Consider the following 22,667-nt stretch of genomic DNA (forward strand, 5'->3'; position numbering starts at 1 on the left):
GATTCACCTCAATACACTTGATCTTTGTAGAAAAATCCGAAGGAAAGCGGCCGTTCCGCAGGCTGCATGGCTTCGATTTGCTCCACCCATGCAGGATCGTACCAATCACCTTCCGGGTTGGTGCAATAAGCATCAATGGCCTTGCGGTAAAGGGAGACGACTGTTTCGTTATAGAGTGGGCTTTTCAGCAGCCCCTCGATCCACAAGCTGTCGATTCCGGCTTCGATCAACTCGTTCAAATTCTCCAACATGCAAATATCCTCAGAACTCATGATATGCATCCCGCTTCGGTCTTCAAAAACCGGGAATCGCTCATCCTGACGCTCTGCCTCGATTAGGAACAAACCGCGTTCCTGGGATAAATCCGTCACCTGCGCGCCTGCACCCAGATGGTTGCCATAATGCTGGAGCAAATTGCGTTTGGAGTGATAGATGTTCGTCGCCCCATGCACTTGAACCTGCACCTCAACCTGAGCGTTTGCCTTGAACTCCAGCACTTCGTCCATATTCAACTCCCGAGCCAGAACAGCGCGCACCGCTCCGCGCTTTCCCCAATAATTGGCCGTCTCGTAGTTGGTTGTGGTCATTTCCCCGTTCCAGTGGAGTGGCAATTGAACCCCAGCTTCTTTCATGGAGAAAATCACGGCGGGGTCGCCGAACAAGAGGGCATCCGCTCCGGCGGCATGGATATCCCGGATGAATCCCGGCAGCTCATCCAGCACTTGATTCTCCATGATTCCGTTGGCGTTTATATAAATTTTTGCGCCTAGAGCGTGGGCGATATCCACCGCGTTACGAATATCATCAACGGAGAAGCTGCCTTTCAGCCGCATGCCGAAGACATCGTTGCCGATGACAGCAGCGTCCGCCCCTGCCTTCAGAACTTGTGTAAGCTCTTCTATTGTACCTGCCGTCGCCAGCAGTTCCGGTTTTTTCAGCATAGCAAATCACCTCAATTGCAAGACATATCTTTTAGTATAACAAATCTCACACTCGACCGCGAACGGAAAACCCCGGGAATAAAAAAAAGCCGCGAATCGCGGCTTTTTTTCCTCTAAAGGCGGTCTGTCTTTATTGATTGTTCATCGATAAATTTTTTCTTATATTTTGAAAACGCGCAAGCTTTCCTGCAAGGAGACGGAGAGCTGCTCCAGCTTTTCCGCCAGATTGGTGAGGGCCTCGCTGACGCCAAGCTGTTCCGTACTGAGGGAAGCCACCTCTTGGGACGTTGCCGATGATTCCTCTGATACGGCACTGACGTTGGTCATAGAGCCGGTCAGTTCCTGCTGAGTAAATTCCAGGTTGCCAACGGAATCTGAAACTTCCGAAAGCCGCTGACCGAAGCCGTCCATGCTGCTCTGCACTTGCTTGAAGATGCCGTCTACAGCCGCGACGGTCAGGATCTGCTGTTGAAATACCGGATAGGCTTCGGAAAGGACATCGACGGTTTCCCCGATTTCCTCTTGAATCGTTTCGGTGATTTCTCCAACATAGCCGATATTCTCCTTTGACTGCTCCGCCAGCTTGCGGATTTCATCGGCAACTACCATGAAGCCTCTACCGGCTGCCCCAGCCCGGGCGGCTTCGATCGCCGCATTAAGCGACAAAATATTGGTTTGCTTAGTCTGATTGGTAAGGAGATCGAGAATTTTTCGAATGGAAACCGTACTCGATTTCAGGCTTTCGACTTTCTCCACCAAGGAGCGGATCATGGTCTCTGCCGATGATGTTTTTGCCGTCAGATCCATCATGGTTAGGGAGCCTTGCTGACTGGCGTTTTGCACCGTACCCGCCGCATCCCTCATCTCCGTATTGGCTACGACAACCTCCTTCATCCGGCTGCCGATCTCTTGGGTCAGCATGTTTCCTTTCTCCGCTTCCAGCGCCAAACTGGAAGCCCCACTGGCTATCTCTTCCGTAGCGATGGCAATTTCCCGCGCTGAAGTCGTCGTTTGCTTCGACGCACTCAAAAGTTCCGCGGAGGTAGAAAGTACTTCCGCTGCGGACCGGGTTGTCTGTTGGACGAGTCCGGTAATCTGCTCCATCATGACGTTGAAGCTAGAGCCGACCTGCCCGATTTCGTCTTTGGAGCGGAAAGCGGTGCGTACGGTAAGATCACCTTTGGCACCTGCTTGCATTCGTTCACGCAAAATCCGCAGGGGCCGACCGACCATCAAGGCGATGATTAGGCCGACAACAGCAGCGATCACCATTGACGCGAAGGCGCTAATCATTGTAATGTCTTTGATTTTACTCGTTTCTTTAGTCAATTCCGCAACGGATGCCTTTGCCAGCACGGTCCAACCGCTGGTATTCATCTTTTTGAAGACATTTAGATAAGCCGCGCCATCTACCTTGTCTCGGGCGACAACAGCTCCCTTCAGACTAGAGGCCTTATCCTCCGATGAAAGGGTGATTCCCGAAGGCTTTCCTACGATTTCGGAGTGTGTGGAGCGGATGACTTGGCCTTGATCATTCAAAATAAGCACATCGCCGGCATCTCCCATCGAGACACCTTGCAGGTACGAATTTTCCAAATAGGTGAGCGGAATATCAAAAACAACTACCGCTCCCCCCTGCTTTCCACCGTTGTATTTCAACAGCCTGCCCATTGCGATATAGTTTTCATCCTTGGAGGCGTTTTGACTTTTGCTCAGATAACCGCCTTGCCGCGTATCCAGCCAAACGACTCGACCTTCCGCAGCGACAATCTGCTTGAACCAATCCAAATCGAGAAAGCCGTTCTCCGGCTTCACGGTATTGACCGGCTCCCCGTTCATTAAAATGATATCGGCTACATCGATTCCGTTATTGCCGCCGATAGTGAAGGCATTGATTTTATCTTTGATCGCGGTGATCATAGAAAATTTATCGAAGGTGCCCACGTCTTTGCCTTGAACCGACGTAATCTTTGTACCCAAATCTTTATCCGTCAGGAGCTGAAGGCTCAAATCCTCATAAAAGCGGAAAGCCAGTTCCAGTTTGCTTGCCAACTGGTCGACGGTTTGCGCAGTTGTCCCGGAAACTTTGTTTTCAATGATTTTTTTAGATTCGTTGTAGGAAAATATTCCCACAGCATAAACAAGGGCGACCATGCAGCAGAAAACAATAAGGAACAGCTTCATTCCAACAGAATGCAACGGGTTGAAGCTGATACCCCGAGCTTTGCCTAGTAATCCAACTCCAGTTTCGCTTTGCATGCTTACAGTCTTTTTCGTCTCGGGAAGCGATTTTTTTGTCCGTTGCCCCAATTTGCTCATAGATGACACCATCCTGTATGTAAGTTGATCACGATGAACCCCTCATTTACCGGTATTTTGCCTGAACGGCTACGTTTTTTCGAGTTGTTGCCCCTTTCCTAGATTGTCTCATGGTCTCTGTTTCTTCGAGTCAAAGGGAGTAAATTCGACAGCGTTTTCATAATTCCTTTTCCGAAACGAAAAAAACTGCCGCAAACGCGGCAGTTTCGATAACCGGGTATATCAGCTGTCAGGACGATTATTTCGCCGTTTTCTTACTCTCTTCGATGTTCTTCAAATGCTGCTCGTAGGTTTCCGCGAACAGATGAGTGCGGGAGCCATCTTTTTTCGTGACATAAAATAAATACTTGCTGTCTTTCGGCGACAGCGCCGCTTCGATGGAATCGAGTCCCGGGTTCGCGATGGGACCTGGGGGAAGCCCGTCGTGCAGGTACGTGTTGTAGGGGCTTTCGGTCTTCAAATCCGCCTCAAACAAACGCTCCTTATATTCGGGCAGCGCATATTGGACGGTGGCGTCGATTTCTAAGCGCATCTTCGCCTTCAGTCTGTTATAGATTACACCAGCAATCATCGGGCTTTCTTCTTTAACGGCAGATTCCTTTTCAACGAGAGAAGCGACCGTCAGAAGTTCATGCAAAGTCAGTCCCCGGGCTTTCAAACGCGAATCAAAGTCGGGAATCGCACTCAGCTTGTTCTTCAGTTCCTCCGCCATCCGTTCCATGATGTCCTCAGCCGTGCTGCCTTTTTTCATTTCGTAGGTTTCCGGAAAAAGGTACCCCTCCAGCTTATGGCGAACCTGATTGTCCGTTGGCAGCGGCCCAGCCAGCACTTCGGATAGCGCCGTCGGCGGCTTGTCCGCCAGCTGCAGGAAGGCGGTCGCACTCACCGCATTTTGCTCTTCCAGCTTCTTGGCAACCTGCTCCAACGTATACCCTTCCGGCACCGTAAAATGGATGGTTTCTTCCTTGACCGTCTCACCCCGGTTCAACTTGCCGATGACCTCGTTCAAGGTCATACCCGGCGTCATCTCATACTCTCCGGCTTGGAACCGGGCGCCTTCGCCTTTGTATTTTAGATAAAGCCAGAAAAAGCTGCCATTCTTGACGATCCCCTTCGTTTCAAGGGTATCGGCGATATCCCGGCTGCTTGTACCTGCGGGAATGGTGAAACTCACCATTTCTCCTTTATGGGGAGGCTGCAGTTCATTCCAAACATAAGCAACCCCGCCTGCCGCAGCGATGAACGCTACAAGCAGCACAACCAGGAAAAGTTTAAATATTTTCCAAGCTAAACGGGGACGACGCGTTTCCTCCATGCACAAATCCTCCTATAGACAACGCTCACAACAGAGTGCAATAAAAAGAGCGACAACCGCCGCTCTCTTGAATCCTATTCAAATCGTTCGTTACTCGAAGGAGACGGTCATCTCGTCATACAGCTCGACAAGATCCTCCCATGCGTCGTTATCCTCTACAATAGAAAGCTGCAAGGTTCCGTCCGATTCTCGCTCGATGCGGAATACTTCAACTTCATCATGCTTCTGCATAGCAGCGCTTTGCAGGATGGCGTATTCTCCTCCGCCAACGGAAAATTCGGCAAGAATGCGATAAGGCTGCGATTCCGTGCCATCGTCCTCCAGCTTGATTTCGTCTCCGAAAGCATCCTTCAACAATTGTAGCGGGACAACGTCTTTAAGCGCATAAGCTGCCATTAGTTCTCCTCATCCTCAGCTTCCGCCATCAAGGTGTTGAAGGTCTCTTCCACAATGTCCCATTCCTCTTCATCCTCGATGGTAAAGAGCTTCAGATCGTCGCCATCCTCTTCGTACCGGAAAGCGTACACTTCATCCGATTCCTCATCCTCGGAGTCCACGGGAACAACCATCATGTACTTGCGATCCGAATCGTCAACCTCGAATTTCATGATGACTTCAAATTCTTCTTCATTGCCGTCTTCATCCGGGATGTAAATGATTTCGGGCTCTTCGTTGTTGTCCGTGTTTTTGAGATCATCGTTTGCCATCGTGAACCTCACCTCTTCGTCATAGAATCGAGATAACCTTGCAGAATGAACGACGCGGCCAGCTTATCCACCACTTGTTTGCGCTTTTTTCGGCTGACATCCGCTTCTATTAATGTACGATGCGCGGATACGGTAGTCAATCTTTCGTCCCATAAATGGACGGGCAAACCGAAAGTTTCCCGCAAAATGTCGGCAAATTCTATGCTGGCTTCACCGCGGGGACCGATGGTGCCGTTCATGTTCTTCGGCATTCCGAGGACGAATGCCTCTACGCCGTATTCGTCGACAAGCTGGCGGAGGCGGCCAAGGTCGCTCTCGCCGTTTTTGCGGCGGATTACTTCCACGCCTTGAGCCGTCCATCCCATCTCGTCGCTTACCGCCACTCCGATGGTTTTATCGCCATAATCCAAACCTAATATTCTCATGCAGCAGCTCCTGTATCCTTTATCGGTTTCGGTTCAGGTAGGAACGGACCAATTCTTCGATAAGTTCGTCCCTTTCTCTGCGCCGAATCAAGCTGCGCGCATTGTTATGCCGCGGAATATACGCCGGGTCTCCGGACAGCAGGTAGCCCACTATCTGGTTGATCGGGTTGTACCCCTTCTCCTGAAGCGCGTCATAAACAGATAGAAGCACTTCCCGGGGGGAGGTTTCTTCTCCGTCCCCTTTTACGTTAAATTTCATTGTCTTGTCCATGGAATTCATAACCGGCACCTCCCGGAAAAGATTGGCTCCCCAATACTTAACATATTCTTGACTCAGCAAAAAAATCCTGCTAACTTGCGGCTTCTTACCGATAAGTCGCGAAAATTCGGTTATTCGGTAAAGGTTCGAGTAAATAGGTTGAACGAAAGATAGAAACTGTGGAAACGTCGGAACTGAGGAAAATTTGAACTAAGCCATTTGCGCTACCAACTCTTCGATACGACGCAGAGCTTCCGGCAGCTTTGCGCTATCCTTGCCGCCGGCTTGAGCCATATCCGGCCGTCCGCCTCCGCCGCCTCCGCAAACCGCAGCCGCTTCTTTGACTAGCTTGCCGGCGTGGAAGCCCTTAGCCACCAAATCGGGCGTTACCGCAGCAACCAGATTGACCTTGTCGCCAGCTGCAGAGCCCAACACGATGACGGCGGAGCTAAGCTTCGTCTTCAACTCGTCGACAATGGTACGCAGAGAATCCATGTCGGCTGCACCCACTTGGGCTGTCAAGAGCGGCACGCCGCCAATCTCTTGCAGACTGTCAGTCAAGCTGCCAGCTTCGGCATGGCTCAGCTTGCCCTTCAGCGATTCGTTCTCCCTGCCGAGCTCCTTCAATTGCTGCTGCAATCCTTCTACGCGCTTCGGCAGGTCGGCCACATTAGCCTTCAGCAAAGCGGCAGATTGCTCCAGAAGACCCAACTGCTGTTCCATATAGTCATAGGCATGGCGTCCGGTTACCGCTTCGATGCGGCGGATTCCGGATCCGATGCCGCCTTCACTCGCGATTTTGAACAAACCGATCTCTGCTGTGGTGCTGACGTGGCAGCCGCCGCAAAGCTCGATGCTGTAATCGCCGACACGCACAACCCGTACGATGTCGCCGTATTTTTCGCCGAACAGTGCCATGGCCCCCATTGCCTTCGCTTCCGCAATAGGCTTCTGAGCGATGCGCAGCTCGGTGTTATTCCAGATCTGGTTATTGACCAGATGCTCCACCCGCTTCAATTCTTCTGGGCTAACTCCACCAAAATGGGAGAAGTCAAACCGCAGACGCTCCGGCGCCACAAGGGAACCCGCTTGATTGACGTGCTCACCCAGCACTTCTTTAAGAGCCTTGTGGAGCAAGTGGGTGGCGGTGTGGTTCTTGACGATGTCCTCCCGCATGGTGCGGTCGACAGTGGCTACGATTTTGTCTCCAACATGCAGAGTACCGCTATCCACGCGAACCGTCATGACGTGCTGGCCGCGGGGAGCTTTGGCTACATCCGTAACGACAGCTTTGACATTTGCGCTTTCAATGGTTCCGTGGTCGCTGACTTGGCCGCCGCTTTCAGCATAGAAAGGAGTTACATCGAGAATGACGGAGCACACCTCTCCTGCTCCCACCTGATCCACCATTTCGTTGCCGAATACGATGGTTTGGACATTCGCCTGAGTTATCCACTCAGTATATCCGACAAATTCCGATTTATCCTGATAGTCTGAGAGCGGACCTCCCTGGACCTTCATGCTCTCCGTTTCCTGCCGGGCTGCACGGGCCCGTTCCCGCTGCTCGTCCATCGCCCGATCGAAACCTTCGCGATCGACGCCAAAACCGGCTTCGCGGACGAAATCTTCCGTCAGATCGAAGGGAAACCCATACGTATCGTACAGCTTGAAGGCGTCGTCGCCGGCGATGATGCCGCTGCCTTCCGCCTTCGCTTTCTCGACCAGGTTAGAGAGAATGGCGAGGCCGTCGCTCAAGGTTTCGTGGAACCGCTCTTCCTCCGTGCGAATGACCTTCTCGATGAACTCCTGCTTGTCCACTACTTCAGGATAATAAACACCCATAATCTCGCCTACCACCGGCGTCAAGGTATAAAGGAACGGTTTTTCCATGCCCAATACTTTTCCGTAACGGACGGCACGGCGCAAAAGCCTGCGAATGACATAGCCGCGGCCCTCATTGGACGGAAGCACCCCATCGCCTACGGCGAAGACGACGGTACGGACGTGGTCGGCAATGATCTTCAGCGCGACGTCGGTTTCCTCATTCTCATGATACTTAACGCTGGCTAATTGGCAGGTTTTCTGGATGATCGGCTGGAACAGATCCGTGTCGAAGTTGGAATCCACATCCTGCAAAATTGAAGCAAAGCGCTCCAGACCGGCGCCGGTATCGATGTTTTTATTAGGCAGGGGTGTATAGCTGCCGTCCTTGTTGTGGTTGAACTGGGAGAATACGTTATTCCATACTTCCAGGAAGCGTTCGTTTTCTCCGCCAGGCCAGCATTCCGGATCGTTCAGATCGCCGTAAGCATCGCCACGGTCATAGAAAATTTCCGTGCAGGGTCCGCAGGGACCTTCGCCGATATCCCAAAAGTTATCGTCACCCAGCTTGTAAATCCGTTCCTCGGGCAGGCCGATCTTATTGTGCCACAGATCGAAGGCCTCTTCGTCTTCCTTATAGATGGTTACGGACAGGCGCTCCGGGTCGAAACCGATCCATTTCGGGTCGGTAAGGAACTCCCAAGCCCAGGTGATGGCTTCCTTTTTGAAGTAATCGCCGATGGAGAAGTTGCCCAGCATCTCGAAAAAGGTGTGGTGACGGCGGGTGTGTCCCACGTTTTCGATATCGTTGGTGCGGATGCACTTCTGGGCGTTGACGATCCGCGGATTTTCCGGCTTGACGCGGCCGTCGAAATACGGCTTAAGCGGCGCCATCCCAGCGTTGATCCACAAGAGAGACGGATCGTTATGGGGAACCAGCGAAGCGCTCGGTTCAATGTTATGTCCTTTCTCGGCAAAAAATTGCAGCCATTTGCTGCGAATTTCGCTTGCTTTCATTATCGTATTCCTCCCAAAATCGGATATGTAAGCCAAAAAAACAAAAAACGCCCCTGCCAAGCAGGGACGATTTCATCAATCGCGGTACCACCCTGGTTACCGCCCTTTCGCCCCATGTAGGCTAAAAGCAGTCTCCTCGCCAGACGTTAACGGGTCCAACCGGTGGAGTTCGTCCACGCTCCGAATAGGGCGCCGGTCATCCTTCGCCGAAAAGCCCTTTCAGCCGATTGGACAAGCTCATGGTCCAAACGGGGCTCTCTCTCTGCCGGACGGGCAACAACCGTTTACTATTCTTCAACGCTTTTTCACTATATAAAAAAGTATACGTTTCACTATACTTAGCCTTATGCCGCTACAGTAAACGTCGCTCGTCCTTTAAGGACGGCGTCAGCCGTTTATCCTTGCAACCGATTATAAACAGAGATTCAGGGAAATGTCAATGTTGGCGGGGTCAGGAGATCGGTCGTCGAGCTGCGGATACTACGGTGTCTTTTGCCGGATATAGTATTGAAACAAATATTGTACGAAAACTTTGATGACCGCGTAAAAAGGCACCGCCAAAATGAGCCCCATTATTCCTGCCAGCTCGCCCCCCACCAGGAGTACAAAGATGATGGTCATGGGATGCATATGCAGCGTTTTTCCCACCACCTGGGGCGAGATGACGTTGCCCTCCAATAGCTGTACCAGCCAGTTTACCAGCGCCACGTACAGCACCATTTTCCAGGACAAAGTAGCCGCAAAAAGCAATGCCGGAGCCGCTCCCAAATACGGCCCGAGATACGGTATGATATTGGTCAGCGCCACAACGGAGGCAAACAGCAGTGGATAGGGCAAGCCGATAATCCAGTATCCGATCCACGCCAGAATCCCGACGATCAAACAGACGAGGAACTGTCCCCGGACATAGCTACCTAAAGCCTCGTCAATCTCTCCGATGAGACGCACCGCATGCTTGCGGTGTTTTTTCGGGATGGCGGACAGGAGCCCTTTCTGGATAGTGTTGAAGTCCTTTAAGATGTAGAAAGCCAAAAACGGAATAATAAAAGCGATAAACAAGGCGTTAAGCGTATTTCCCAAGCCGTCAATGTAGTTGGAAATCCATCTGGAAAAGCCCGTCTCCATTTTGATCAAGGAGTTGTTGACGCCCGTCCGCACACTCTCCGGAAGATGTCGGTTTTCGTTGACTTGCGAGATAAAGGCTTGCGCTCTGGCCGTAAACTGGGGCAAATGCTCGTTTAATTCTTCCAGTTGCTTGATGAACATCGGAATCAGATTCATCAAGATGACGGCGGTCGAGGCGATAAAAGCAGCATAAATAAGCAGCACCGCAATGCTGCGGGGCACCTTGCGCTGATTGAGCAGAGAAACGATGGGATTAAGGACATAAGAGATGATGATGGCGATAAAAAAAGGCGCCAATACCGCGCTGATGAACTTGTAAAGGTTAAGAAAAAGTGGCTTTAATTCAAGCAGCATGTAGATGACCAGAAGTCCGAGCAGTGTCAGGACTAGAGCGCGAAACCAACGATTGTTATTTAATGAACTCACATGCTCACCTCCAGAGGGCAGACAGGCCCTCCTTCAGTATATGTGGATTATTTGCCGGCTAGTCCCGGGAAGTCCGTAAAACAATAGCACCCGAGTTTTGGAAGCGGGCTTGGCGGACAATCCAGCTTCCGGAACTCGGGTGCTTGTTCATCTTTTCCTTATTATGCTTGCATCAGTTAAAAAGCATCGGCTGCTCCGTCACGACATCCTCAAAAAAGAGATCGTCCAAAGAGCTTAACGTTCCATCCTCTTCCACTTGGTAAACGGACATCTTATCGCCGTTAACCGTCAGCTCAATGTAGCAACCCCAGCAGTAAAACTGGTGCGAGCCGATTTTGCCGATATCCTTGGAATTGCAGTTCGGACAGTGCATCTCTCGTATCACCCGTTCTTCAAATTAATGTATGGCTTTACTTCCTGGCTGTAATGAACGGGCACGATAAACGCGTCATCGCCTTTCACCGCATCATCGGGAAAAGGGAGCCACTTGCGGCCTTCCGTTACATCGGACAGGAAGCCTTCAGATATTTCGAAGCCTACTATTCTTTTATCCATTTTTTCACCAAAGTAAACATCTTGGATGACACCAATTTCTTGTCCATTCTTCGTAAGAACAGGGAGTCCGATCCATTTTCGTTTTCCATCGCGCAGTTGGAAGGTCTCTTCTTCTTCGAAGAAATCTAGAAGAAAATCTTCCTCTGGCACAAGCACTGCATCCTCGCCAAAGGCGGATACCCGGTCCCATTCGATCCAACGCGGAGAAGTGAGCCACGTTCTTGTCTCCAATAAAACACCAAGCGCTTGAAGATTCTGACTAAAGACCATGTCTTTGATGACACCGACCCGGTTTCCCGTATGAACATCGATGACTGGAAGTCCGACGATATCCAGCGCTTTGCGCATATCCATCCCCTCTTCGTCCAATTTTACTGGTCCGGAACTAGCCGGCCCTCGTTTCGGAGTCATTTTGGGCAAAAAGGTTCTGGCTTATGCGTTTTAGAAAGTGCCGGTTCTATTCCTTACGTATTCGCCGCACGGAGGTTGCACAAATTTCTGCCGCGCGAATAATTTCTTCCTCTGTCGTCGACTCGGCAAAACTGAACCGCACCGCTGAATGCAATACCGCTTCAGGCAGCTGCATCGCCTTTAAAACATGGGACAGTTCAAGAGAACCCGACGTGCAGGCCGAACCGCTGGAGGCGGCGACGCCTCCCAAATCCAGATTCATCAGCAGGCTTTCCGAAGAAACGCCGGGAAAGCTAACGTTCAGAATATGCGGCAGCCGGTAATCGGTATTTCCATTTATAATGACGGTTTCCGCAGGCAAAAGGTTACTTAACTCCTCCAGCATACGGCTGCGAATATTTTCAAGTTTGCGGCGTTTTTCCGGCAAATCGGCCAAAGCAAATTCAAGAGCAGCGGCAAAGCCGACGATGCCCGGCAAATTTTCTGTACCGGCTCGCTTGCCCCGCTCCTGGAGCCCGCCGTAAAGCTGGGGAACCAGTTTCATTTTTTCTGAGCAATAAAGAGCCCCAATACCTTTCGGCCCGCCGATTTTATGGCCGGAAAAGCTCATCATATCGACGGAAAGCTCCTCGGGTTTGATTTCTTCCGTCCCCAAAGCTTGCACAGCGTCGCAGTGAAACGGGATGCCCATTTCCCGGGCAATGGCTCCGATTTCCGCGATCGGCTGCAGCGTTCCTACTTCGTTGTTTCCATACATAATGGTAATCAGATAAGTGTCAGGGCGGATTGCCTCGCGTACGGCTTCAGCGCTTACCCGGCCCGTATGATCAACAGGGAGATAGGTGACGGCGGTGCCCAACTGCTCCAGACGCTGGCAGGCATGCAGCACCGCATGATGCTCGATCTGCGTGGTGATGACGTGGCCGCGGTACTCTTTTGCAGCTCCCATTCCGAGAATGGCCAGATTGTCGCTTTCCGTTCCTCCGCTCGTAAAGATGAGCTGTCTTGAACGGACGCCAAAAAAAGCCGCGGTTTTATCCCGTGCTTCGGTTAAAGCGGCTTGGGCATCCCGCCCAAACGCATGAATGCTGGAAGGATTGCCGAACCTTCCGGTGAATATTGGCAGCATCCTCTCCAGCACCCGGGGATCAGTTGGCGTCGACGCGGCATGATCCAAATAAATAGGCGTGTTCATACGGATCTCCTAAAATTAAATGTAAAACATGTAGTTGTCATATTTGCCTTCGTCTTTAAACGAGACCAAGGACTGCAGGGTAGTGTTGTCCAATACTTCGGCAATACTGTCGCGAATGCGCATCCACAGGTCACGCTTGGCCGGGTCGTCTTCATCGGTGAAATCAACGGGACTGATAGGCCCTTCCAGCACCCGGATCACATCTCCAGAAGTGATCTGCTCTGCGCTTTTAGAAAGGATATAGCCGCCGTAGGCGCCGCGAATGCTCTTGACCAGTCCGGCATTGCGAAGGGGGGCGATCAATTGCTCCAGGTAATGCTCCGACAAGCCATGCTTCTCAGCAATGCTTTTAAGCGAAGTCGGTCCCTCGCCAGTGCGGGCAGCCAACTCCATCATGATGGTTAAACCGTAACGTCCTTTGGTTGAAATTTTCAAAAAAGGCACCTCATTTATTGTCATTATGGGGTTAAGTCTGGGAACGATGAATAATAAGTATCAGTTTTACCCAACTTTGAGCATTCTAAGCAGCTGAATCCTGCGGGTTCTGTATCGAATCGGAAAATATTTAACTATCCCCATCGGATATATGCTATCATAAACCCTGCTTTCTGAAAACGCCATGCTGCGGACAATCATGAAAAACATTGAAGAGATGTGTTACAATAGACACACATTCGTTCGCCTCTAGCGATGATGAATGAGTGCAGAAACGGCAAAGCCGCTTGAACAAATAACCATTGGTTAACAAGCTCAGGCAAATTGACATCATGCCGAATGAGTACATTTTTATAGATTGGGGATCGCCGTTTGATGCAGCGGCCGATTCCAACCTGAAAGTGAGGGTAAGAAACATGGCAAAAGCGAACAAAGACACCCGGGTCGTGCTCGGGATGTCCGGAGGCGTCGATTCCTCCGTTGCCGCTCTGCTCTTAAAGGAACAGGGCTATGAAGTAATCGGCATATTCATGAAAAACTGGGACGACACCGATGAGAACGGCGTCTGCACCGCCGAAGAGGATGCCGCCGACGTTCGCCGGGTTTGCGCCCAGATCGGCATTCCCTGCTATACAGTCAATTTCGAGAAAGAATACTACGACAAGGTGTTCACGTATTTTCTCGATGAATATACAAAAGGGCGGACGCCCAATCCCGATGTCATGTGCAACCGGGAGATCAAATTCGGCGAATTTCTGCAAAAGGCTCTGGAGCTGGGAGCCGATTACATCGCCACCGGCCACTACGCCCGAGTCGAAGAAGGTCCGGAAGGCTTTCGCCTGTTGAGAGGGATTGATTCCGGCAAAGATCAAACCTATTTCCTTAACGCCTTAAATCAATACCAGCTGTCCAAAGCGATGTTCCCCATCGGTCATCTTCCCAAGCCGAAAGTGCGGGAAATTGCCGCCGCTGCCGGACTGGCGACAGCCAAGAAAAAAGACTCAACCGGCGTCTGCTTCATTGGTGAACGGAACTTCCGTGAGTTCTTGAGCCAGTACCTTCCCGCTCGTTCCGGTGAAATGCGCACTTACGAAGAAGAAGTGAAGGGCCGCCATGATGGGCTGATGTATTATACGCTAGGCCAGCGCCAAGGTCTGGGCATCGGCGGTTCCGGCACCGGTTCCGGAGAACCATGGTTTGTAGCGGACAAAGATTTGGAGCGGAATGTCCTTTATGTCGTGCAAGGCGAAGGGAATTGGCGGCTCTATTCCGAAGCTCTCTACGCAGACGGCATCAATTGGGTAAGCGGCCGGACGCCAGACGCTCCCTTCCGCTGCACCGCCAAATTTCGTTACCGCCAACCGGACCAGGGTGTCACCGTAGAACCGCTGCCGAACGGCGGCGCCAAAGTCGTCTTCGACGTTCCGCAGAAGGCGATTACCCCGGGTCAAGCCGTGGTTTTCTATGACGGGGAGATTTGCCTGGGCGGGGGTACCATCGATCGTATCGTCAAGGTGACGGAAGAAGCTTTTATGGCCCGGAAGTAAGTTGCTTTTGATCATTGAACATGAAAACGCCCCTTCACTTACGCGTGAAGAGGGCGTTTTTTTCGCGGAGAAAGAGTAAAACTCCTATAATTCCATCGTCATATATAGACTGTAGGGGTCATCGGTATAATCCGCAAATGGCCCGCAATATTGGAAGCCGTACTTTTCATATAGACTTACCGCGGGTTTAAAATCTTCGGTGGAGCCTGTTTCCAAACTTAACCGCCGATAACCGCGCAGTTTGGCTTCCCCGATGATATGAGCGAGCATATATCCAGCAACCCCCTTGCGCAGGTGTGCGGATGCCGTCCGCATGGACTTCAACTCGCCATTCTCCTTATCCAATTCCTTTAGCGCGCCGCAGCCGACCAAATCGCCTTGTTCCCACGCACTCCAGAAGGTAATATCCGGTTTTTTCAACCCATCCAAATTGAGTGCATGTACGCTTTCCGGCGGCGTGGTTTCAAACATACCTTTTAAATGTTCGGCAATAAGCGCAGTCACTTCCGGTCCTGACAGATCATCCACTTTGATATCCACATTAATCACTCCACTATTTCTCTTGTTTTTTTCCAGTATATATCATGGGAGATTATCTGTCATAAGTTTCTCAAAAGAAAAACAGCCCGGAACCATGAAAGGTTCCAGGCTGTTTCTTTACCTTAATTAAGGTTCAATGCCCCATTGAAGCGCACCGGATACGTACCCAGGCACCTTGCTCCAATCGGTGTAGGCCGTTGAAGCGGAGTTAAAGGAATAATCGCCCGTTTGGGTGTAGTTGCTCCAGTCGGTCTTGTTGATCCGTGTTTGAATCTCAATGCTTGCTCCCGCCGCCAATGAGCCCGCCGCGCTTGTAAACCCGATCTCGACATAATAGTCAGCACCGGTTTTCGCAGTCGGCATGCTCACGAACGTCCCGGTCACATTAGAGCTCCCGATGGTTGACCAGTCGCACCAGAAATTTTGCGTCGTGATTCCCGGGTCTACGGTGTAATAATAGCGCAGCTTGACATCAGCCAGGGAGATGGCCGTTGTCCCCGTATTGGTGAGCTTATACCGGGGATTCAACGTATTGATGGAAGCGGTCGTATTGCCGTTGTACATCTGAACTTTGATAGAGCCGGTGGTTGTCGTTGTCGTATCGACAACGGTTACGGCCAGAACGGGGTCGGTACCGGCGCTGAAGTCGAAAGTCAGATTCACTGTACCCACCGCCAGTGTAGCCAAGTAGCTCTTGTTGATCGTCACCGTCGTGCCGGACACGGTGTAATCGGTTCCGGAGACAAGCGACGCCGTTCCGTTCTTGATGCCGCTGAGGGTGTTGCCGTTCAGCGTCATCGTCACGGCGATGTTCGCCTGATTGGCCGTTTTCTTATCAAAGGTGGCCGTCGTCGGCGTGATGGTGGAATTGCTTGTTGTCGTTGTCGTATCGACAACGGTCACAGCCAGAGCAGGATCGGTACCGGCGCTAAAGTCAAACGTCAGGTTGACTGTGCCCACGGCCAAAGTAGCCAAGTAGCTCTTATTGATCGTCACCGTTGTGCCAGATAAGGTGTAATCGGTTCCGGAGACAAGCGAAGCTGTTCCGTTCTTAATGCCGCTGAGGGTGTTGCCGTTCAGCGTCATGGTTACGGCAATATTAGCCTGGTTAGCGGTATTTTTGTCGAAGGTAGCCGTTGTCGGCGTAATGGTGGAATTGCTTGTTGTCGTTGTCGTATCGACAACGGTTACGGCCAGAACGGGGTCGGTACCGGCGCTGAAGTCAAAAGTCAGATTAACTGTACCCACAGCTAATGTAGCCAAGTAGCTCTTGTTGATCGTCACCGTCGTGCTGGACACGGTGTAGTCGGTTCCGGAGACAAGCGAAGCTGTTCCGTTCTTAATGCCGCTGAGGGTGTTGCCGTTCAGCGTCATGGTTACGGCGATGTTCGCCTGGTTAGCCGTTTTCTTGTCGAAAGTGGCCGTTGTCGGCGTGATGGTGGAATTATTCGTCGTAGTACCCGCCGGGTCACCGTAAATGATGCCGCGTCCGTTCGTTCCGACATAGACTCGCCCGTACAGTTTGGGATCACCGGTAATCGCACTGTTGGTGGAGCCGTATTGATGCAAGTCGTCGTTAATCCGGACCCAACTTGCACCTGCGTCGTCGGAACGGTAAAAGCCTCTAACATTATCGATCTTGGCCGATGTATACAGCGCCATGTAGGTATTTCCGGGTGCAGCTTTGCCGAAGCCGACCACATCCGCTTCCTGCACGTTGGAGAGCTTCGTAAACGACGCCCCGGAGTTAGTCGAATGCCACAGGCCATAAATGCCGCTTGTCGTACTCCCTCCCGCCAGCCAGATATCCCCTTCCACGCCCGGCATGGCTTTGAAGTTCAAAGCCCCGTCGGTGGGAAGTCCAGTTGCAGCGGTCTGGGTAAAGGATGCGCCGGCATTGGTGCTCACATAGAATTTTCCGGCCGAGGAGGCATAGAATTTGGTCTTGTTAACGCGGTCTGCAGCGATTTTCGCTCCTGCAGGAACGCCGGTGCTGGCTGTCCAGGAGTTGCCGCTGGTGGAATAGAACACACCTACATCCGAAGTACTCCACAATAAGGAGCTGCCGTCTGCTGCCACGGCGATCATGCCGCCGCCTTTCGTTCCGGACGGCTCGCCGCTGGGATTATACCAGTTACTTCCGCCATCATAGGAAAGGGCAACGGATTTCCCATTGGGATAGGCCTTATAGTCGTTGTACCCGACCTTGGCCATAAACGTCGGATTCAGCTCAGCAAAATCGATGCTCGATGTGCTGGTGGGATTGGTCAGCATTTTGCTGGGAACGACGGTCACATCCGCATGCCGGAAACCGGACACGTCGCCTACGGCGCTGACCAATGGCGCTCCGCTGGGCGGGCTGACCAAATCCATGACCGCTTCTTCTTCAATTCCTTTTGCCATGACGGAGATATTGATCTTGCCACCCGAATCCCAAGCGGTCAAATTGTTCGTGCTGTAAAGCGTCGCTCCCGTTCCGTACATCATACGGTCGGAATTGAAGGGGTCGATTTCCAGATCCCCGACCATCCAGCCGAGCTTCGGCGTAATTTCCGGCAATTGCGGATTGGTGGCGAAATCAAGCCACGGCGCCGCCGATATATCCTGCGTATAGCGGTAAGAACGGTTCGGATACCCGTTCCAATCCCAGATTCTTGTCCAGGTGGTACCGCCGTCCGTACTCCGGAAAATGATCGTATCCGGCCACCACGAATTCAACGCAGCGACCATGAGCGTATTCGGATGCTGGGCATCGATGGCCAAACCGCCGTATCCGTAATAGTTATCGCTGCTGCTGCTCGCCACGGGGCTGATATCCGTCCAAACTCCTGTAGACGTGTTATATTTCCATACTTGACCCTTGGTGCCGTCGTACGGGCCGATGCCGTCGCTGTAGGTAATAAACAGGTTGCCGGTGGAGGCGAGTACACCGTGATGGGGCAAATAGCCTGTCGGTTGACCGGCGACAGCCGCCCAAGTCGCTCCGCCATCGGTGCTGCGGTAGATGCTGTTCGCTTTGTCTGCTACACCAACGTAAATCGTCTTTGTTGCAGTCCCGGAAGTGCTGCTAGTTGGATCGAAGGTAATCCAGGCCAGCCCCATGATATCGCTTTGATAGCTGTTGGAGGGATCCTGCACATACGTACCGGGGTTCGGGAAGCTGGTGACTTTGCTCCAGGTAACGCCGTAGTCCGTGCTTTTCCACAGGCCATTACCGCTCCGCGCTCCGAAAAAGAGGACGCTGTTCTTGTTCGGATCGATCGCCAGCCGTTCGCCCATGGAGCGTCCGGGCATATTGCCACCGACCTTGAAGGGCAACTGAGTCCATTGCCAAGTGTCGCCCTTGTCGGTGGAACGCCCAATATATCCGTTATTGGGGTCCCAATCGTTGGTGTAGGTGCCGGCTGCGATATAGACGCGGTTCGGATCAACCGGGTCGGTGGCCAGGGCATCCACCCCGTACTTGCTCCAATCGGTCCAGCCGACAAAATCGAGCAGTTGTTTCCAACTGCTAGTGGTAGAATTCCAGCGGTAGACGCCGCCGATATCGGTGCGGGCATAGATCAAATCTTTTTGCGCCGTATTGAAAATAATCCCCGGAATGAAGCCGCCGCCTGCGCCGGTGTTGACATTGTTCCAGTTATAAGCCACGCTTGGAGCAGCGTGGGCAATAGACGGTGTGTAGGTTGTGTAAGCACTTACAAGAATAAAGAAGCCTACTAAAGCACAAAACACTCTTTTCATTCGCTTGCCGATCATCATGAAACCTCCTCGTTTTGGTTTATTCCAGATAAAGAGGCTGCTGCGTCGAACATCGCTTTACCAGGTATAGGCTGCATTGGTGTCTGAGGGGCAATCACCGCCGTTCAAGTGAATTCGTTTGTGCATTATGTCATTGACTTGTATGCGCTTACAAGTATAGCTCTTGTCCAATATTTTCCATACTCTAATTTTTCATGTGAAAATCCCCTCTAAATTGGATATTTCAGGATATTCCTTAGGCAAAAACGGCAATGTTATAAAAGAAACGGAAGCAGCGTGGCGGCACGAAAGCAGTACCTGCTGTTCGCTCCCTGTGCAAACCTAAAAATGCCTCGTTCACCTTGGTGAAACGAGGCGTCTTTACACCTGATTTACAGCCGCTCCATTCGTTTTCGCAGCTTGCTTTCTGTTGTCGTATCGGGAGCGGGCGTATAGATGCTGACGCGCAGATCGGAAGAACCTTGGACGACGAGGGAGGTGAGCTGGAAAAGCATTTTCCCCGCTTTTGCATGGCGAAATTCAATCAACACCTCAGGCGCCGATTTCACCTCGCTCATCTGCCACAACCGTTCAAACTCCGGGTGAACTCCCTTCATTTCCTGCAAAAAGTCCTCGTACCAATCGTCTTCTACATATTGACCGTAGGAGGCGCGAAAGCTCGCAAGAAACCCGCTGACAAATTGTTCCCAGTTGACGGCGAGGCGCTGGAGTTCTTTTCGCGTAAACAGGAGACGAATCATATTGCGCTGATCGACCGGTATTGTTTCGAAATCCAGAAACACATAGGAGGCCGCTTCATTCCAAGCGACAATATCATATCTCCGGTCTGTGATGAGAGTCGGACAAGCCTTCAGCTCCGTCAAAATTTTAGTTAGGGACGGGCTGATGACAGGCGGCAATGTTTCCTCCCGGGCATTAGCGGAAGGAGCCGAGTCCATGGCCAGGGCATGCAAATAGTTTCGCTCGTCGAGGGTAAGGCGCAAAGCCGTAGCTACGCAATCCAATACCGACGCGGACATGCGGATGTCTCTCCCCTGCTCCAGCCATGTGTACCAGGTTGTGCTGACACCGGCCAGTTGGGCGACTTCTTCTCTGCGCAAGCCCGGTGTCCTTCTGCGGCTGCCCGGGATCAAACCGACTTCATCGGGCAGCAGTTTGGCCCGTTTTGATTTTAAAAATAACGATAAGGCTTGCAGCCTCGCTTCCCGGTCCATTGGCGGATTCTCCTTATCCAACCTGTTATCGTAGTACTCATTATCCTATTATAAACCATAACTTGTAATAGGATAAATCAAGTGGCAGGATAGGGATAAATCGCGAAATACTCAGGCAAGAAGGAGGTTTCATTTCATGGAAAGAGTCGTAATAACGGGGATGGGCGTCATCACGCCATTGGGGAATACGGTGGAATCCTTTTGGTCTCACTTGAAGGCCGGTGAATCGGGAATCACACACATCGATACCTTTGACACCACCCGGTTCAAATCCAAAATAGCGGGCTTAGTTCGGGATTTTGATGCGGAAGCTCTTTTTGGCCGGAAAGAAGCAAGGCGTATGGATCGGTTTTGTCAGTTCGCTTTGGCGGCCGCTGAGCAAGCCTTGAACGATTCCGGTCTTCCCCTTGATGAGATGAATCGGGAACGGCTCGGCGTGTTCGTCGGCTCCGGCGTTGGCGGCATCGGAACCTTGCTCGAACAGGATGGGATCCTGCAGGAACGAGGACCCGAAAGAGTGAGCCCGACCCTCGTACCCATGATGATCACTAATATGGCAGCGGCTTTGATCAGCATAAAATATAGCGCCCTCGGCCCCACTCTGTCGCCTGTTACCGCATGTTCCATCGGCAACACGGCCATTGGCGAGGCATTTCGCGCTATACGCCACGGCTATGTCGATGCCGTCATTGCCGGAGGCGCAGAAGCGGCCGTTACAGAAATTTCCCTCGCCAGCTTCGGCAACGCCACTGCGCTCTCCTCCCGGAATGAGGAGCCGTCTCGGGCAAGCCGGCCTTTTGATGCTGACCGGGACGGTTTTGTCATGGCGGAAGGCGCTGGCATTCTCGTATTGGAGTCCCTCTCCCACGCCATGCGGCGGAATGCCCGCATCTATGGAGAGGTCATCGGATACGGAGCTACGTCAGACGCCTACCACATGGTTGCGACTCACCCGGAAGGGGACGGCGCCTACCGGGCGATTAAGCTTGCCCTCGACGAGGCAAGGATCTCGCTTGATTCTGTCGACGTCATCAGCGCACACGCGACCGGCACTTTGCTAGGCGATAAAACAGAGACGATGGCGATCAAGCGGCTTTTCGGCGACTACGCCTATCGCATTCCCGTCACCGCCAACAAATCCATGACCGGGCATTTGCTCGGCGCATCCAGCGCAGTTGCCGCCATCGCTATGGTCAAGAGTCTGGAACAAGGCATCGTTCCCCCCACCGTCAACCAAGAGCATGCCGATCCCGATTGCGATCTGGACTACGTGCCGAACGAAGCCCGCCAAGCCGACTTGACCATCGGCCTATCCAACTCCTTCGGCTTCGGCGGCCATAACGCCGTGGTTGTGTTTAAGGCATTTCGAGGGTAGGGAGTTAGCTAGAAACACTTGCTGCCTTTCTGGTGATGTTTTACTATGAAAACAAGACGAAGAACGTCCCAATCACTCATGCGGGTGAAAGGGGCGTTTTTTTTATTGGAGCGTTTTTTTATTGGAGAGAGGAGAATGGATAACAATGAGCTTTGAAGAAGCGCATCGATTGTTAGTGGAACATCATCTGGGGAAAAGATCGGGAGAGCGGCGGGGTCGATTAGAGCGCGGCCATGGTCATGCGGAGGTCATGTTTTTGCGGAAAATATGGTGGGTGCTGCGAAAAAATTTTGACCATCTCCATCCGGAGTACGAAGTGTTGGACTGGAGAGGACGCCCGTATTATGCCGATTTCGCCTGGCTGCCGGTTCAAGTGAGGCTGATCATCGAAATAAAAGGGTTTGCTTCCCATGTCCGAGATATGGACAGGATGAGCTTTTTGCAACGAGCTGAACCGGGAAACGTTCCTGACCGCTTTAGGCTACCGGATCGATGGCTGGGTTCAGCATCCAACTTTAAGACGATGACAACAAGAGAGTTGGTAGCTCGCGGGTTCTCTGCAACTGCCAAGCGGGTCGCCAGAAGTCCGCGATTATCTGATCACGGGCAGCCGGTACCGCCCGCGAGCACCCTGCGCTTACTTCACATCCCCTTCGCCGCGGCGGCGCTCCTGGTTTTGGCGCATTTTGTCTTCGGTGCCCTGGCTGCTGGCGCGGAAGAAGACGTTCCCCTGCAAGGGGTCGGGCAGATACTGCTGCTCGACGTAGTGGCCGGGGAAGTCGTGGGGGTACTGGTAGCCCTTGTGCCCCAGCTTGACCGCGCCCTTGTAGTGGGCATCCCGCAAATGCAGCGGAACCTCCGCGGTGCCCACGCGCTCGAAGGCTCCTTCGATGCGGAACAGAGCTTCCGGGATGGAGTTGGATTTGGGACTCTCCACGGCGAACAAAATCGCTTGGGCGATGTTGTATTTCGCTTCCGGCCAGCCGATCTTGTGATAGGCATCCATGGCCGTTACCGCTTGGATCATCGCCTGGGGATTGGCCAGGCCGATGTCCTCGCTGCAGGCGACGATGAGACGCCGCAGGAAGGTCATCGGGTCCATGCCGAGCTTCTCCACGGCATAGACAAACCAAAACAGCGCCGCGTCGCTGGAGCCGCGGACGCTTTTGTGGAAGGCGGACAGCACGTCGTACTGCGTCGACGGGTCCGCCTTCACGGTGGGACGGCGGACGGACTCTTCCGCCGCCTCCACCGTGATCCGCACCGTGCCGTCCGGTG

19 protein-coding genes and 1 pseudogene are annotated in these 22,667 nt (G+C 52.3%); 2 read left to right on the forward strand and 18 right to left on the reverse strand.

Features of this window, described 5'->3' with window-relative positions; all coding sequences use genetic code 11:
- Positions 1-8 precede the first annotated feature (8 nt).
- From TJ79_RS09290 to cymR, 13 genes are all read right to left on the reverse strand, one after another.
- On the reverse strand, positions 9-941 hold the full coding sequence (locus TJ79_RS09290; RefSeq protein ID WP_040950026.1) for a peptidase U32 family protein: 933 nt from the start codon (positions 939-941) through the stop codon (positions 9-11).
- A 159-nt stretch (positions 942-1,100) separates the two neighbouring features.
- Positions 1,101-3,260, reverse strand: coding sequence for a methyl-accepting chemotaxis protein (locus tag TJ79_RS09295; RefSeq protein ID WP_040950027.1), 2,160 nt, complete (start codon positions 3,258-3,260; stop codon positions 1,101-1,103).
- Between the two features lie 238 nt (positions 3,261-3,498).
- The gene (mltG, locus tag TJ79_RS09300) at positions 3,499-4,575 is read right to left on the reverse strand and encodes an endolytic transglycosylase MltG (protein ID WP_052339426.1); all 1,077 of its coding nucleotides are present in this window, start codon (positions 4,573-4,575) and stop codon (positions 3,499-3,501) included.
- Between the two features lie 90 nt (positions 4,576-4,665).
- Positions 4,666-4,971 (reverse strand): DUF1292 domain-containing protein, encoded by a 306-nt coding sequence (locus TJ79_RS09305; protein ID WP_040950028.1) that lies wholly within the window; start codon positions 4,969-4,971, stop codon positions 4,666-4,668.
- Complete coding sequence (locus TJ79_RS09310; protein WP_040950029.1) at positions 4,971-5,282, reverse strand: DUF1292 domain-containing protein; 312 nt, start codon at positions 5,280-5,282, stop codon at positions 4,971-4,973. Before TJ79_RS09310 ends, TJ79_RS09305 begins: the two co-directional genes overlap by 1 nt.
- Positions 5,283-5,290: 8 nt before the next feature.
- Positions 5,291-5,707 carry a Holliday junction resolvase RuvX gene (gene ruvX, locus TJ79_RS09315; RefSeq protein WP_040950030.1) on the reverse strand — a complete coding sequence of 139 codons (417 nt, stop codon included), beginning with the start codon at positions 5,705-5,707 and terminating at the stop codon, positions 5,291-5,293.
- 19 nt (positions 5,708-5,726) lie between these two features.
- The gene (locus tag TJ79_RS09320) at positions 5,727-5,987 is read right to left on the reverse strand and encodes an IreB family regulatory phosphoprotein (RefSeq protein ID WP_040950031.1); all 261 of its coding nucleotides are present in this window, start codon (positions 5,985-5,987) and stop codon (positions 5,727-5,729) included.
- Between the two features lie 189 nt (positions 5,988-6,176).
- A complete protein-coding gene (alaS, locus tag TJ79_RS09325) occupies positions 6,177-8,804 on the reverse strand; it encodes an alanine--tRNA ligase (RefSeq protein WP_040950032.1) in 2,628 nt (875 codons plus the stop codon).
- Between the two features lie 480 nt (positions 8,805-9,284).
- Positions 9,285-10,355, reverse strand: a complete 1,071-nt coding sequence (locus tag TJ79_RS09330; RefSeq protein WP_040950033.1) for an AI-2E family transporter — start codon at positions 10,353-10,355, stop codon at positions 9,285-9,287.
- Between the two features lie 172 nt (positions 10,356-10,527).
- Positions 10,528-10,728, reverse strand: a complete 201-nt coding sequence (locus TJ79_RS09335; protein WP_040950034.1) for a hypothetical protein — start codon at positions 10,726-10,728, stop codon at positions 10,528-10,530.
- Positions 10,729-10,736: 8 nt separating this feature from the next.
- The gene (locus TJ79_RS09340) at positions 10,737-11,321 is read right to left on the reverse strand and encodes a PRC-barrel domain-containing protein (RefSeq protein ID WP_155987825.1); all 585 of its coding nucleotides are present in this window, start codon (positions 11,319-11,321) and stop codon (positions 10,737-10,739) included.
- Positions 11,322-11,367: 46 nt separating this feature from the next.
- On the reverse strand, positions 11,368-12,516 hold the full coding sequence (locus tag TJ79_RS09345) for a cysteine desulfurase family protein (protein WP_040950036.1): 1,149 nt from the start codon (positions 12,514-12,516) through the stop codon (positions 11,368-11,370).
- Positions 12,517-12,531: 15 nt separating this feature from the next.
- Positions 12,532-12,951 carry a cysteine metabolism transcriptional regulator CymR gene (gene cymR / locus TJ79_RS09350; RefSeq protein WP_040950037.1) on the reverse strand — a complete coding sequence of 140 codons (420 nt, stop codon included), beginning with the start codon at positions 12,949-12,951 and terminating at the stop codon, positions 12,532-12,534.
- A 416-nt stretch (positions 12,952-13,367) separates the two neighbouring features.
- Between cymR and mnmA the strand changes: the two genes are divergently transcribed.
- Complete coding sequence (mnmA, locus tag TJ79_RS09355) at positions 13,368-14,498, forward strand: tRNA 2-thiouridine(34) synthase MnmA (RefSeq protein ID WP_040950045.1); 1,131 nt, start codon at positions 13,368-13,370, stop codon at positions 14,496-14,498.
- A gap of 84 nt (positions 14,499-14,582) precedes the next feature.
- On the opposite strand, the gene TJ79_RS09360 is transcribed toward mnmA, so the two are convergent.
- From TJ79_RS09360 to TJ79_RS09370, 4 genes and pseudogenes are all read right to left on the reverse strand, one after another.
- A complete protein-coding gene (locus TJ79_RS09360) occupies positions 14,583-15,038 on the reverse strand; it encodes a GNAT family N-acetyltransferase (protein ID WP_040950046.1) in 456 nt (151 codons plus the stop codon).
- A gap of 126 nt (positions 15,039-15,164) precedes the next feature.
- Positions 15,165-15,899: a X2-like carbohydrate binding domain-containing protein gene (locus TJ79_RS28735; protein ID WP_474995146.1), complete on the reverse strand. Its 735-nt coding sequence runs from the start codon at positions 15,897-15,899 to the stop codon at positions 15,165-15,167.
- Positions 15,900-18,797 (reverse strand): annotated as a pseudogene (locus tag TJ79_RS09365) (X2-like carbohydrate binding domain-containing protein); the annotation flags it as partial.
- Positions 18,798-19,171: 374 nt separating this feature from the next.
- On the reverse strand, positions 19,172-20,014 hold the full coding sequence (locus TJ79_RS09370; RefSeq protein ID WP_040950039.1) for a helix-turn-helix transcriptional regulator: 843 nt from the start codon (positions 20,012-20,014) through the stop codon (positions 19,172-19,174).
- A gap of 136 nt (positions 20,015-20,150) precedes the next feature.
- Between TJ79_RS09370 and fabF the strand changes: the two genes are divergently transcribed.
- A complete protein-coding gene (gene fabF / locus TJ79_RS09375; RefSeq protein WP_040950040.1) occupies positions 20,151-21,389 on the forward strand; it encodes a beta-ketoacyl-ACP synthase II in 1,239 nt (412 codons plus the stop codon).
- A gap of 637 nt (positions 21,390-22,026) precedes the next feature.
- On the opposite strand, the gene TJ79_RS09380 is transcribed toward fabF, so the two are convergent.
- Positions 22,027-22,667 (reverse strand): AAA family ATPase (locus TJ79_RS09380; protein WP_040950041.1); only part of this gene is annotated, 641 nt, incomplete at its 5' end.

This window comes from Gorillibacterium massiliense, assembly GCF_000455485.1.
Lineage (GTDB): Bacteria > Bacillota > Bacilli > Paenibacillales > NBRC-103111 > Gorillibacterium > Gorillibacterium massiliense.

What these genes read in the sequence shown, in the direction of transcription:
- TJ79_RS09290 (WP_040950026.1), bottom strand. Translation starts at nt 941, where the DNA reads ATGCTGAAAAAACCGGAACTGCTGGCGACGGCAGGTACAATAGAAGAG.
- TJ79_RS09295 (WP_040950027.1), bottom strand. Translation starts at nt 3,260, where the DNA reads ATGAGCAAATTGGGGCAACGGACAAAAAAATCGCTTCCCGAGACGAAA.
- mltG (WP_052339426.1), bottom strand. Translation starts at nt 4,575, where the DNA reads ATGGAGGAAACGCGTCGTCCCCGTTTAGCTTGGAAAATATTTAAACTT.
- TJ79_RS09305 (WP_040950028.1), bottom strand. Translation starts at nt 4,971, where the DNA reads ATGGCAGCTTATGCGCTTAAAGACGTTGTCCCGCTACAATTGTTGAAG.
- TJ79_RS09310 (WP_040950029.1), bottom strand. Translation starts at nt 5,282, where the DNA reads ATGGCAAACGATGATCTCAAAAACACGGACAACAACGAAGAGCCCGAA.
- ruvX (WP_040950030.1), bottom strand. Translation starts at nt 5,707, where the DNA reads ATGAGAATATTAGGTTTGGATTATGGCGATAAAACCATCGGAGTGGCG.
- TJ79_RS09320 (WP_040950031.1), bottom strand. Translation starts at nt 5,987, where the DNA reads ATGAATTCCATGGACAAGACAATGAAATTTAACGTAAAAGGGGACGGA.
- alaS (WP_040950032.1), bottom strand. Translation starts at nt 8,804, where the DNA reads ATGAAAGCAAGCGAAATTCGCAGCAAATGGCTGCAATTTTTTGCCGAG.
- TJ79_RS09335 (WP_040950034.1), bottom strand. Translation starts at nt 10,728, where the DNA reads ATGCACTGTCCGAACTGCAATTCCAAGGATATCGGCAAAATCGGCTCG.
- TJ79_RS09340 (WP_155987825.1), bottom strand. Translation starts at nt 11,321, where the DNA reads ATGACTCCGAAACGAGGGCCGGCTAGTTCCGGACCAGTAAAATTGGAC.
- TJ79_RS09345 (WP_040950036.1), bottom strand. Translation starts at nt 12,516, where the DNA reads ATGAACACGCCTATTTATTTGGATCATGCCGCGTCGACGCCAACTGAT.
- mnmA (WP_040950045.1), top strand. Translation starts at nt 13,368, where the DNA reads ATGGCAAAAGCGAACAAAGACACCCGGGTCGTGCTCGGGATGTCCGGA.
- TJ79_RS09370 (WP_040950039.1), bottom strand. Translation starts at nt 20,014, where the DNA reads ATGGACCGGGAAGCGAGGCTGCAAGCCTTATCGTTATTTTTAAAATCA.
- fabF (WP_040950040.1), top strand. Translation starts at nt 20,151, where the DNA reads ATGGAAAGAGTCGTAATAACGGGGATGGGCGTCATCACGCCATTGGGG.